Annotated in this window: 10 protein-coding genes; 7 read left to right on the forward strand and 3 right to left on the reverse strand. The window is 72.6% G+C overall.

Features of this window, described 5'->3' with window-relative positions; translation table 11 throughout:
• Positions 1 to 310: 310 nt before the first annotated feature.
• Positions 311 to 2,251, forward strand: a complete 1,941-nt coding sequence (locus ACWGKT_RS41435; protein ID WP_453277743.1) for a glycoside hydrolase family 5 protein — start codon at positions 311 to 313, stop codon at positions 2,249 to 2,251.
• A gap of 81 nt (positions 2,252 to 2,332) precedes the next feature.
• Here the strand turns inward: ACWGKT_RS41435 and ACWGKT_RS41440 are convergent, their stop codons facing one another.
• Positions 2,333 to 4,600, reverse strand: a complete 2,268-nt coding sequence (locus ACWGKT_RS41440) for a M4 family metallopeptidase (protein ID WP_453277744.1) — start codon at positions 4,598 to 4,600, stop codon at positions 2,333 to 2,335.
• 305 nt (positions 4,601 to 4,905) lie between these two features.
• On the opposite strand from ACWGKT_RS41440, the gene ACWGKT_RS41445 reads away from it, so the two are divergent.
• The 3 genes from ACWGKT_RS41445 to ACWGKT_RS41455 all read left to right on the forward strand — a co-directional run bounded on the left by ACWGKT_RS41445 (position 4,906) and on the right by ACWGKT_RS41455 (position 8,264).
• Positions 4,906 to 5,673, forward strand: coding sequence for a polysaccharide deacetylase family protein (locus tag ACWGKT_RS41445; protein ID WP_453277745.1), 768 nt, complete (start codon positions 4,906 to 4,908; stop codon positions 5,671 to 5,673).
• Positions 5,674 to 5,817: 144 nt separating this feature from the next.
• Positions 5,818 to 7,473 (forward strand): protein kinase domain-containing protein, encoded by a 1,656-nt coding sequence (locus ACWGKT_RS41450; protein ID WP_453277746.1) that lies wholly within the window; start codon positions 5,818 to 5,820, stop codon positions 7,471 to 7,473.
• Positions 7,470 to 8,264 (forward strand): hypothetical protein, encoded by a 795-nt coding sequence (locus ACWGKT_RS41455; protein WP_453277747.1) that lies wholly within the window; start codon positions 7,470 to 7,472, stop codon positions 8,262 to 8,264. The genes ACWGKT_RS41450 and ACWGKT_RS41455 overlap by 4 nt, the downstream gene beginning before the upstream one ends.
• Here ACWGKT_RS41455 and ACWGKT_RS41460 read toward each other — a convergent pair.
• Positions 8,261 to 8,599, reverse strand: coding sequence for a hypothetical protein (locus ACWGKT_RS41460; RefSeq protein ID WP_453277748.1), 339 nt, complete (start codon positions 8,597 to 8,599; stop codon positions 8,261 to 8,263). The two genes, ACWGKT_RS41455 and ACWGKT_RS41460, sit on opposite strands and share 4 nt — an antisense overlap.
• On the reverse strand, positions 8,592 to 9,155 hold the full coding sequence (locus ACWGKT_RS41465) for a hypothetical protein (protein ID WP_453277749.1): 564 nt from the start codon (positions 9,153 to 9,155) through the stop codon (positions 8,592 to 8,594). The genes ACWGKT_RS41460 and ACWGKT_RS41465 overlap by 8 nt, the downstream gene beginning before the upstream one ends.
• A 218-nt stretch (positions 9,156 to 9,373) precedes the next feature.
• Here ACWGKT_RS41465 and ACWGKT_RS41470 point away from each other — a divergent pair, with 218 nt between their 5' ends.
• The 3 genes from ACWGKT_RS41470 to ACWGKT_RS41480 all read left to right on the forward strand — a co-directional run bounded on the left by ACWGKT_RS41470 (position 9,374) and on the right by ACWGKT_RS41480 (position 12,357).
• Positions 9,374 to 10,276, forward strand: coding sequence for an SGNH/GDSL hydrolase family protein (locus ACWGKT_RS41470; RefSeq protein WP_453277784.1), 903 nt, complete (start codon positions 9,374 to 9,376; stop codon positions 10,274 to 10,276).
• A gap of 169 nt (positions 10,277 to 10,445) precedes the next feature.
• The gene (locus tag ACWGKT_RS41475) at positions 10,446 to 11,654 is read left to right on the forward strand and encodes an AI-2E family transporter (protein ID WP_453277750.1); all 1,209 of its coding nucleotides are present in this window, start codon (positions 10,446 to 10,448) and stop codon (positions 11,652 to 11,654) included.
• A 52-nt stretch (positions 11,655 to 11,706) separates the two neighbouring features.
• The gene (locus ACWGKT_RS41480) at positions 11,707 to 12,357 is read left to right on the forward strand and encodes a GAP family protein (protein WP_453277751.1); all 651 of its coding nucleotides are present in this window, start codon (positions 11,707 to 11,709) and stop codon (positions 12,355 to 12,357) included.
• The last annotated feature ends 34 nt before the right edge of the window (positions 12,358 to 12,391 follow it).

Genomic DNA, 12,391 nt, shown 5'->3' on the forward strand with positions numbered 1-12,391 from the left:
GGATCAGGGAGCGGGGTCTGGTGCCGTGCATCGCAAGGCGGAGGAGGGCGTCATGGCGGAGCCATGGCAACCGACGACAACGCGGCGAGGCACGGTGCCAGACCCCGCGAGCCCGGCATGATCCAAACGAGAGGCCCTAGGGCCGCGCGGAAGAGGATGGTGGCGCCAACCGCCGTCGACCCGGCCGTAGTTCCTCCGTAGGCTGGCGACCCGTCAGGGCCGGTGACACACGGGGGCCGCGCAAGAACGCGGCCCCCGTCTCTCGCGTCACCGCGCCGCCATGCCCCCAGCGCGCCCACAGAGGACACGGATGCCGACCGCCAAACTTGTCAAGCACCTGACAGCAACAGGGGCCGCCCTCGCGCTGCTGACCACGGCATCGCCGGCGGTCGCCGCCCAGAGGCCCGCCACCTCCGACGCCGCCGACCGGACCACCGCCACCGTTGCCGACGCCACCTCACCGGCGGCCGACACCTGGCAGCCGCCGTTGTCCACCCGCGGCCGGTACATCGTCGACGCCCAGGGGCACCGCTTCCGCCTGAAGTCGGCCAACTGGGACGGCGCGCAGGGGTCGTGGACGGGCAGCGGCAGCACCGCCGACCCCGCCAACCACCACGCGGGCCAGGTCTCCTACGGCATCCCGCTCGGCCTGGACCGGGCCCCGCTCTCTCAACTGCTGGCCGACTTCCACGCGCTCGGCATCAACAGCGTCCGGCTGCCGTTCTCCAACGAGATGATCCACGCGACGGCCCCCGTGCCGGACGCCGCCGTCGCGGCCAATCCCGGGCTGCGCGGCCGCACACCCCTGCAGGTCTACGACGCCGTCGTGTCCGCCCTCACTGGGGACGGCTTCGCGGTCATCCTCAACAACCACACCAACACCTCCCGTTGGTGCTGCGGCGTCGACGGCAACGAGCGCTGGAACAGCAGTCAGTCCGCCCAGCAGTGGGCCGACGACTGGGTCTTCATGGCCCGCCGCTACGCCGCCGACCCGCGTGTGGTGGGCGCCGACCTCTACAACGAGGTTCGGCGTGACGTCTGGGACGACCCCAACTGGGGCCTGGGCGACGGCCACGACTGGTACGCCGCGGCGCAGGTCGCCGCGGACCGTATCCTCACCGAGGCCAATCCGAATCTGCTGATCGTCGTCGAGGGCATCAACTGGACCGGCATACCCGTCGACGGGCTCCCGCACGAGCGCCCCACCCTCGCCCCGGTACGGACGCTCTCGCACACCCTCGTGAACGCCCACAAGCTGGTCTACTCCGCCCACTTCTACGGCTACACCGGCCCCCGGCACAGCGGCGCCACCGGCACGGGCGAGACCCACGACCCCCGCTACCAGGACCTGTCCCGCGACCAGCTCCACCAAGTCCTCGCCGACCAGGCGTTCTTCGTGACCACCGAGGGACAGCACTACACGGCGCCCGTGTGGATCAGCGAGTTCGGCATCGGGGCCAACGAGACCGGCGGCGCCGCCCGCACCTGGTTCGGCAACATCACGGACTACTTCGCCGACCACGACACCGACTTCGCCTACTGGCCGCTGGTCGGCTGGGAGGGCCACGACGACTGGGCCCTGCTGCGCTACGACACGGCGGGGCGGCGCTACGGCCTGCTCGACTCCGGCGACTGGCGCGCCACCGCCTGGAATCACCTGATGACCGCACCGACGCGCACCGGCCCGGTCACGCCGGTGCCCGTCTGGCGCATGCTCGCCACCGACCACGGCGACGCCGTGGAGTCATCGCGGGTACGGGCCGGTGGCGACTGGGACTCCGGGGCCTACAAGGCCGCCTGCCCCGACGGCCTGCGCCTGATCGGCCTCAGCCACACGGGCGGTCGTGGCCTGTGCACCGACGCGACCGGCGGCGACCTGCGCGCCGCGGGCAACGCGCAGGCGGTCGTCACCGACGAGCGCTACGTCCCCGGGGGCGGCGACTGGGCCGGCGGCTACACCAAGTTCCAGTGTCCCGCGGGGCAGTTCCTCATCGGCTACAGCCGTCGCGGTGAGCGGTTGTCGGCGGCGCTGTGCGCACCCGCCGGCCTCGCCCTGGGCCGGGCCGGGCGGACCGTCTGGTTCGACCGCTCGGACAACCGGCCCGCGGACGGCGCCGGCGGCGACTTCGCCTCCGGCCACTGCAAGGGGCAGTGCGCCGCCGACGAGTACGCGGCCGGCATCGCCTTCACCACCCGCCTGGGCAGCGCCCAGGGCCCCGCGGCCGTGCTGTGCGGACCGCTGCGGCCCTGAGCGCCGTCCTCGTCCGACGACCGTCGGCCCCGGGAGGCCGGAGGCGTCCCGAGGGCCGACGGCCGGGGTGGGTGGGGCGGCTCAGGGCGTGAGCTGCCACCGCTCGATGTAGCCGACGTCGATCCCGGCGTGGTCCTGGACCCGCAACTTCCAGGTTCCGGAGGCGGGTTGGGCGGAGGCGTCGACGGTGAAGGTCTGGTCGACGTTGTCGGCGGAGCCGCCGCTGCGGTTGAGCAGTGCGTAGACGGTTCCGTCGGGGCCGACCAGGTCGACGGTCAGGTCACCCCGGTAGGTGTGCACGATCTTGACGTAGACCTGGGTGGTGGCCGAGGCGTTGCCGGTCCGGTCGGTGACGGTGATCGGGGATTCCACCGCGGCCCCGGCGTCGGGGATGTCGACCCGGGTGGCGTTGGCGTAGATGTGGGCCACCCGCCAGGTGAAGTGCACGGCGGCCGAGGCGCCCGTGTCGTCGGTCACGGTGACCGTGACGTCGCTGGCGCCGATGGCGGTCGGCGTGCCGGAGATCAGACCGGTGTCGCTCATCGTCAGGCCGTCCGGCAGGCCGGTCGCGGCGTAGGTGAGCTTCGCGCCGGAGTTGGTGGTGAACGCCTCCGTCTGGAGGGACACCGCCTGGTCGACCCCGCTGATCTGGTCCCCGATCGGGGCGACGTTGACGCCCGGCGCGATGCGGTTGCCCACGTTGATCGCCGCCCAGGCGTCGGCCACGGCGAGGTAGGTGGGGCTGTAGACGCCGAAGAGGTCGCCGGCGGCCTGGAGGGTCGCGGTCCGGGCGCCCGCGTAGTTCGTGGTGGAGGTCATGTACGTGGTGAGGGCCCGGTACCAGACGCGCTGGGCGTTCTCGATGCCGATGCCGGTGACCGGCAGGCCGTCGTAGGTGGGGCTGTCGTAGGCGACCCCGTTGACGGTCTTCGCGCCGCTGCCCTCGGAGAGCAGGTAGAAGAAGTGGTTCGCCGGTCCGGAGGAGTAGTGGACGTCGATGCCGCCGAGGGAGGAGCTCCAGTAGTCGCGGGAGGCGCCGTCCTTGGAGGGCTTGTCCATGTAACGCAGCGGTGTGCCGTCGCCGTTGATGTCGATCTTCTCGCCGACGAGGTAGTCGGGTACGTCGGCGGGCAGGTTGGTGTGGAACTCCACGGCGGCGGCGAAGATGTCCGAGGTGGCCTCGTTGAGGCCACCCGACTCGCCGGAGTAGGTGAGGTTGGCGGTCGCGCTGGTGACGCCGTGGCTCATCTCGTGCGCGGCGACGTCGAGCGCGGTCAGCGGGTGCGTGTTGCCCGAGCCGTCGCCGTAGGTCATGCAGAAGCAGGTGTCGGACCAGAAGGCGTTGACGTAGTTGCTGCCGTAATGGGCCCTGCTGTAGGCGGCGACTCCGTCGTCGCGTATGCCGTTGCGGCCGAAGACGTCCTTGTAGTAGTCCCAGGTCGCCGCGGCGCCGAAGGCGACGTCCACGCCCGCGGTCTGACGGTTGCCCGCGGTTCCGTCGCCCCAGACATCGTTGTCGTCCGTGAACAGGGTGCCCGTGCCGGAGGTGCCCTGGTTCAGGTCGTAGGTGCGGTGTCCGGCGCGGTCGCCGTCCACGAGTTGGTACGTCGTACCGGAGAGGGTGGTGCCGAGCGGCACCGTTCCGCTGAACTGGCCGGTGCCGGTGCCGGTCCGGACGCCCTGGTAGTGGAACAGGGGCTTGCCCGAGGCGGCGTCGGTGATCACATGGAGTTCGCTGGGTGTTCCGTCGTCCTGGAAGCCGCCGACCACCGACTCCCAGGCCAGGGTGGGCCGGGCACCGGCGGCCCAGACGACGAGCCGCGGCGCGCGGGCGACCGAGACGTGCTCGCCGCCCGCCTTCGCGGCCGCCGCGAGCGCGGTGGTCCTCGCCGTGGCCGACGGGATCTTCGGCGTGACGGTCGGCGGGGCGAGGACGGTCCGGGTGCCCTTCGACACGGTGAGGCGGCCGTGCCGGGCGTGGACGACCAGGTCGCCGCCGAGGACCGGCAGGCCGGCGTAGGTCCGTTCGTAGCGGGTGTGGGTGGTGCCGTCGGCGTCCCGGGCGACGTCCTTGACGACGAGCTTCTCCTTGGCGCCGAGGCCGAGGGCCCTCGCCGTGGCGACGGTGCCGGCGGCGGCCCTTCTGACGAGTGCGGCATGCTCGCGCGGCGAGAGCCGGGCGGGGGCCGCCGCGGACCGGGGGGTGGCCAGGATCAACGCGTCGCCCCGACTGGCGGGGGCGGCGGAGGCGGCGGTCTGGACACCGGCCGCGAGCAGGGTGCTCACCGCGGTGAGTACCAAGGCCGTGGTGTAGCCGGATCGTTGGGAGTGACGTTCCTGCCGGAACAAGGCGTTCACCTTCCGTGGGGGTGATCGGAGTCGAAGGAGTGGGTGAGGAGTTGAAGAAAAGATGGGGGAACCATGAAGACCGTGTGAGCGCGGAGACAGCAGAGTGACACCTCGGTCACAAATTGTCATGGCAGCAACAAAGCAACGGCTCAAATTGGCGGGTGCCCGAGCCGTCCGACCGGACCGGTCCGTCGCGGAAGTTCCCTTCATTTGTCCGCGATTGGCAACAGGCGGATCCCGTCGCATCCTTTCTCCGTCCTGAGGTGTGCACGGGATGGATCACGTCGACGGGAGAGCGGGCGGACATGGCGCGGCATGGGGGACGGGGATGGCACGGCCGGGTACTGGCGGCTGCGGTCGGTGTGACAGCGGTGGCGGCCGCCACCTCGGTGTGGACCGCACAGGCCGGTTCCGTCGGCGCGGGGCACGGGCCGGCGAATGCCTCCGCGCGTCCCGCGGCGCCGGCGCGGGTGTCGGTGGACATCGCCCACGCCTCGGACCGCGGTGAGCGGGGCGTCAACATCACCATCGACGACGGGCCCGACCCGAACTGGACGCCGCAGGTGCTGGACGTGCTGCGCGAGAACGGGGTCAAGGCCACGTTCTGCATGGTCGGCACGCAGGCCCAGGCCCACCCGGACCTGGTCAAGGCCGTCGTGGCGGCCGGGCACCGGCTGTGCGACCACACGGTGACACACGACACCACCATGGACACCAAGTCCGACTCCTACCAGTCGCAGGAGATCCTGGACGCCGAACGCATGATCACCAAGGCGTCCGGCGGCGTCCGCCCGCTCTACTACCGTGCCCCGGGCGGCGCCTTCACCCCCTACAGCCGCAAGCTCGCCGCCTCCCACGGCATGCGCCCGCTGGGCTGGAACGTCGACACCAAGGACTTCGAGCGTCCCGGCTCCGCCGCCATCGTCAACACCGTCAAGAACGAGATATCCAACGGGCCGACCCTTCTCTTCCACGACGCGGGCGGCGACCGTTCGCAGACCGTCGCAGCCCTCCGCGAGGTTCTGCCGTGGCTGAAGCAGCAGGGGTACACCTTCGGGTTCCCGGTCCGCTGAGCCCCTGCGGGGCTTCCCGTTCGACGTAGGACCGCTCCCGGTCGCACACCTGCAACCGGGATGGCCGAAAATGTGTCTCTGTCCGCGTGGCCGAGCTCCTGGGAAGCAGGGAACCGCGGACGTGCCACGGCAGGGGGTGCGGCGATGAACGCATGGGCGGTACCGGGGTACTCCGAGTCGTTCGAGCTCGGCAGTGGTGCCAGTGGACGGGTGGTGCTCGCCGTCCATGAACAGACCGGTGTGCCGGTCGCCGTGAAGTACCTCGGCGAGGGGCTGCGCACGCGCCCGGACTTCCTGTACGGATTCCGGGCGGAGGCGCAGCTGCTCGCCGGACTGGACAGCCCGTACGTCGCCGGCCTCTACGAGTACGTCGAGGCCACGATCGGCGCCGCCATCGTGATGGAGCTGGTGGACGGCGCCTCGCTGCGGACCCTGCTGGCCCGGCGGGGTCCGCTCTCGCCCGAGGCCGCGCTGGTCGTGCTCAAGGGCTCGCTGCTGGGGCTGGCCGACGCCCACCGGGTCGGCGTGGTCCACCGGGACTACAAGCCGGAGAACGTCCTGGTCACCCCGGAAGGCGTGTCCAAGCTGGTCGACTTCGGCATCGCGGTGGACGCCGGCATCAGCGCCGGCATCGCCGGAACCCCCTCCTACATGGCCCCCGAACAGTGGACCGGCGCGCCGGCCTCCCCCGCCGGGGACGTGTACGCGGCCACCGCGACGTTCTTCGAGTGCCTGACGGGCCGTAAGCCCTACTCGGGCGACAACCTGGCGGAACTGGCGCTGCGGCACGTGGAGGGCCCCATCCCGGTGGCGGACGTGCCCGAGGCGGTGCGTGCGCTGGTCCGCCGTGGCCTGGCCAAGTCCGCGGACGAACGCCCCACGGACGCCACGGAGTTCGTCGCGGACCTGGAGGCGACAGCCGTCGCCGCGTACGGGGACGACTGGGAGGAGCGCGGCCGCGGCCGGCTGGCCGAGCTCGTGGCCCTGCTGCTGCTCCTGCGCCCCTCCGCCCTGCGGACCCCGGACTCGGCCACCGACACCGCCCGCACGGTGCTCGCCCAGGGCGCGCGCCCGGGCCGGCTCCACGCCTGGCGGCCCAGCTGGCCGGGGGTCGCCGTGGCCGGTGTCGCCCTGATCCTGGCGTTCGTCCTGGCCCAGGGCATGGACCGGGGCCCCCGGGTGGACACCGGGCAGGCGGCGAAGGTTCTCGCCACCACGAGCGCCTCGCCGGCCTCCGGCCATGGTCCGCTCCCGCCGACGGCGGCACCGTCCGCGTCACCGGACACGACGGACTCCGCGTCCCCCACCGTCTCGTCCTCCGCCTCGGCCACCGACGGCACCGGCGCCCCGTCGGCCTCCGGCACCCCCTCGGGCCCACCGGGAGCCACCCCGAGTGCCGGGCCGACGGCCGGCGGCCCCACCGCGTCGACCTCCCCCACTACGACGACGAGCGCCTCCCCGCCACCGACCCCGCCCGCTGTCAAGGACGTCACGGTCGCCGGCTTCCGGCAGACCGGCCCCAGCACCGCGACCGCGACGATCACGGTCACCACCGACGGCACGGGACCGATCTCGGTCACCGTCGGCTGGTTCTCCGGGAACACCAGTGGGCAGCCGGGCGCGGCGGACGGCGAGCCCACGTCGTACCAGCGCAGCGGCGCCACGCAGTACACCATCACCGTCGACCACACCTTCCAGGGAACCGGCTGCTACTGGACCGTGCAGGCGACGACCAGCCCCGCATCCGCCGACGGCGGTGCCTCGCAGCAACTCCTCACCCGGCAATGCGAGATCCGATGACCGCTCAAGACGACCGCCAGGCCGCATCCGACCCCACCCCGAGACCCGCGCCCGTGCCGAAGCCCCCGGCCGAGGACGCCGACGACTACAGCGCCACCGCGCTGGCCAGTCACTGGTTCCAACGGCCCGAGACGGACACGACGCGGATCGACACGACGAGACTCGACACCACGGCCCTGGACGCCACGAGGGTGGACACCACCGTGGCGGACACCCCGGGCGCCACGGGCACCCCGGACACCGTGGATGTCTCGAACGTCTCGACGCCGCCCGACCCCGTCGACGGAACCGTCCTGCGCTTCGGCCCCGGGGTCACCGCCGCGCTGGCGCACCGCCTGAGCACGACGCCCCCGCCCGCTGCGCCGACGCCACCCGCGCCGCCCGCCCCGCGTCGGGGCGACCGGCTCCGCCGACAGGCGTTGCCCGCGCTCGTACTGATCGCCGTCGTCGTGTTCCTGCTCTGTTGGAAGTACGGCGCGGCCCCGGTCGCCGTCCGCGACATCTCCGTGACGAGCGCGCGGGAGAGCGTGGGATGCGACGCGACCGCGGACGTCGTCGCGACCGTACGGACCAACGGCCGCAAGGGCACGCTCTCCTACCGCTGGATCCGCAACGACGGCACGTCCTCCCGCGTCCTGCGCGAGGACATGGCCCGGGGTCAGCGGAGCACGCGGCTGCATCTGCTGTGGACGTTCCAGGGGCGGGGCCGGTACGGAGCCGTGGCGGAACTGCGCGTCCTGTCCCCCGGCCAGCGCACGGCCCGTGTCCACTTCGCCTACGACTGCCGCTAGCCGGACCCCTCGGCGCTCTCCGGTCCCGCCTCCAGGTCGGCGGCCAGTTCGCTCCGCCAGTGCAGGGACATCCGGTCGTGGAGGATCTTCGCCGCCGCCACGGACACCGGCAGGAGCAGGAATTCCCTGAGCGCCCGGGCCGCGCCCTCGCGCGCCGCCCAGGCGGCGAAGTCGTCCTGGGTGAGGGGCCCCGGCTCGCGGGGCCACTCGGGGTGCACCATCCGCCGGGCCGCCAACGTCTCCGCCGCGAGCATGCGCAGCCGTAGGTCCAGGGGGCCGTCGGCGGCGAGATCGACGGGGTCCTCGCGACCGATGCGGCGCAGGGCGTCAGCCACCTCGGGGTAGGTGTCGAGGCGGGTCTCGGCCGCCAGCCGGGCCAACCGCGCGGCCATGCCCGTGCGCAGCCGCCGCGGCGGGTCCGGTCGACGAGCGCCCCCAGGTCGAAGTCCCGCACCTGCGCGAGCGGTCGCCGGTCCGCCTCCGTGAAGTCGTCGAGGACGGGCAGGAGCAGGGCGCTGGCCAGTTCCGCGTCCCGTCGTCGGCGGGCGAGTGGACGATGCCGAAGTCCCCGGCCGGTTCGCCGAGCAGGCGGGTGTAGGCGGTGGTGGATCCCGGCCACGGGTCGACACCGAGCTGCCGGGCGAGCCCACCGCCGGGCAGTTGTACGTGGTCCACGCGCGGCGACATGACACAGCGCTCGGCGTCCGGACGCGGCACACCGTCCTCGACGACGGTGACGCGCACCTCGGGGCCCCGCCTGGTCGGGGCCACCGCCCGATTGCCCGCGGACAGCCGGTCCAGCACCTCCGGGCGGGCGAACTGGGCGGCGCCGCCCTCCTGCTTCGCGTAGGCCCATCCACCGCAGGAATCCTCGACGGAAGGGATGCTCATGACCCGCGACCCTACGACCCGCCACCGACAGTCCCGTCCCGTCGACTCCGTCGGCGGCGCACGGCCCGGAATCCCGCTCAGCCGGGTGCTTCCCACCTCTGGCCCCTCCAACATACCGAGCGGTATACAAGGGCGATCCAACGTGCGCGAGTCACACGCTTGTCGCCGGCTCCGCACGCCGTTTCGGTCCAGGGGGGATCGCCTTGGTGAACGACACGATGCAGGGTGAAGCGGCAAGACGCCGGCGGCGGGCGGTGAGCGTGGGTGCCGCGCTCGGCGGTTGCGTCCTCGTCGCCGCGTCCGCCACGCCCGCGGCGGCCCACGGATCCGGCCACGGCCGGGACATGAACTACGCCGCGCTCGGGGACTCCTACACGTCGGGCCCGCTCATCCCGGCCCAGGTGGACGCGAACTGCGCCCGCTCCGACCACAACTACCCCTCGATCGTGGCGGCGGCGCGCGAGGTGACCGCGTTCAAGGACGTGAGCTGCGGCGGCGCGACGACCGAGCACATGTGGAAGCCCCAGGGCACCAACGACCCCCAACTGAACGCGGTGCGCCGGGACACCGACCTGGTGACGGTCCAGATCGGCGGCAACGACATCGGATTCGGCTCCATCATCGGCACCTGCGCCCGCCTCGGCGCCCAGGATCCGACGGGCAACCCGTGCGAGCGCTACTACGGGGCGTCCGGGTTCGACCAGTTGACGCTCAACATCGTGCGGACCGCACCGAAGGTCGACCGCGTGCTGCGGGCCGTCCACGCGCGGGCGCCGCACGCCCGGGTCCTCGTCGTGGGCTACCCGGACCTGCTGCCCGACGACGGCAGCGGCTGCTTCCCGTCGGTGCCGTTCGCGGCGAAGGACTTCCCGTATCTGCGGGACACCGGCAAGCGGCTGAACCTCATGCTGCGCCTGGTGGCGAAGTGGAACCACGCGCAGTACGTCGACACCTACGGGCCCACGGTCGGTCACGACATGTGCAAGGCGCCCGCCGACCGCTGGATCGAGCCGCTGCAGCCCGCCTCGCCGGCGGCACCCGCCCACCCCAACGCCAAGGGTGAGGAAGCGATGGCACGCGCCGTACTGGAGCGTCTCGACACCCCGCGCGGCCGCGACTGACCTCCTGACCGGGGCTTGGTGCGCGCCCGCCCACCCGTGGCGGGCACGCACCCGTTCCGCTCGATCACGGCCCCGCCGGGCGCGTTGCGCCCGGTCGCCCGCCCGGCTTGCCCTTACCGTGCTCTAGACGTGACTGACAGTCAGGATCGGAGGGGAGACGCGAGAGGCGATGGCCGATGCGGGCGGTCGGACGGCCGGGCAGGACCGGGGGCGCCGGACGGGCGGCGCGGTGCTGGGCAGCCGGCCGGCGCACGCGGTGCGTCTTCGGCCGCGCCCCGGCCCGACGGACCGGGCGGCCACGACGGCCTCGGCGGCGGAACGGACCGTGCCGTGGCTGCGCGTCGCCGCGGCCTATTCCTGGCGTCTCATCCTCGTCGGCGCCGTCGTCTACGGCGTCTTCACCATCCTCGGCCGCTTCCAGCTCATCGCCGTGGCCGTGTTCCTCGCGCTCGTCGTCACCTCCCTCCTGCGGCCCATCGCCGATCTGCTGGACCGCGTGCTGCCCAGATCCGTGAGCGTCGCCGTCGCGCTCGTCGGCAGTGTGCTGCTGCTGTTCACGCTGCTCGCCCTGGTGGGCAACGCGGTGGCGGGCGAGTCGGCGAAGCTGGCGGGTGAGTTCCGCGGCGGCATCCACCGGATCGAACTGTGGCTCCAGCAACCGCCGTTCCGGCTCAGCCCCGGCAAACTCTCCGATCTGCAGCGTCAGGTGGTGAACTACCTCACCACGCACCGGGCGAGCCTGCTCAGCAGCGCCGTCAGCGGACTGGGCAGGGTCGTCGAGTTGATCACCGGAGCCGCGCTCGCGCTCTTCACGTCCGTCTTCTTCATCCACTCCGGGGAGCGGCTGTGGGGCTGGGCCCGCGACCAGCTGCTGCCCAGCGGGGCCCGGCAGAGCTGGGACCGGGCCGGATACGCGGCCTGGCGGACGTTCGCCGGGTACACCCGCGGCATCATCATCGTGGCCGCCACCAACGCCGTACTCGTCGGCGTGGCCCTGTTCATCCTGCGGGTGCCGCTCGCGCTGCCGCTGACCCTGCTGGAGTTCTTCGCCACCTTCGTGCCGCTGGTGGGCTCGCCCGTCGCGCTCGGTGTGGCCACGGTGGTCGCCCTCGCGGGCCGCGGCCCGCTCACGGCACTCGCGGTACTGATCCTCATCGTGGTCATCGGCCAGTTGGAGGGGCACGTACTGCATCCGCTGGTGATGAGCTGGGCGGTCCGGCTCCACCCGCTCGCCGTCGCCGTGTCCGTCATCGCGGGCAGCATCGTCGCGGGCGTGATCGGCGCGATCGTCGCCGTCCCGTTCATCTCGGTCATCTGGGCCGTGCTGAGCGCACTCCGGCAGCCCCGGGCGCCCGATCCCCTGGGCCCCGACAGGTGAGTCCCGCGGGTCCCGCCCACTCCCGTCACAGTCCCGACAGCGTGGGGTCGCCATGGTTCTCGATCTGCTGCTCATCGCCCTGGCGATCACGCTCGACCCGCTGCCCGTCATGGCGTTCGTCCTGGTGGTGGCCTCGCCACGGGGAGCGTGGAAGGGGCTCGTCTTCATCCTGAGCTGGCTGGCCTGTCTGGTCGCGGTGATCGCGCTCGTCCTCGGGCTGACCGGAGGGCATCCGCCGCCGCCCAAGTCGCCGCCCTCGACGGCGGCCCTCGCCGCCAAGCTGCTCGTCGGCGTGTCGCTCATCCTCTACGGCGAACACCGGCGCCGGCGGCACTCGACCGGCCGAGCACGGGCCGACGAGAGCGCCGCGGAGCCCGAGCGGCAGCCGACGGTCTGGACCTCGGCGGGGCTCGCCGTGCTGCTGCAGCCCTGGGGCATGGTCGCGGCGGCCGCGACGACCGTGGTGGCGGCGGACCTGTCCCACTTCTCGACCTGGCTGGCGCTGTTCGGCTTCTGCCTCCTGGCCACCGCGAGCCTGCTGGCCACCGAGCTGTACGTGGTGCTCGCCCCGAGGTCGGCGACGGCCCGGTTGCTCGCTCTGCGCACCTGGATGCGGGATCACCAGGAGCAGGCCATCGTGCTCGGCTGCCTGGTGGTGGGCTTCTGGCTCACGGGCAAGAGCATCTACCAGCTCACCCGTTGACGTGCCGAGAGGCGCCCCTCGGTCACTGAACCAT

The sequence above is a fragment of the Streptomyces sp. NPDC054794 genome (assembly GCF_053611585.1).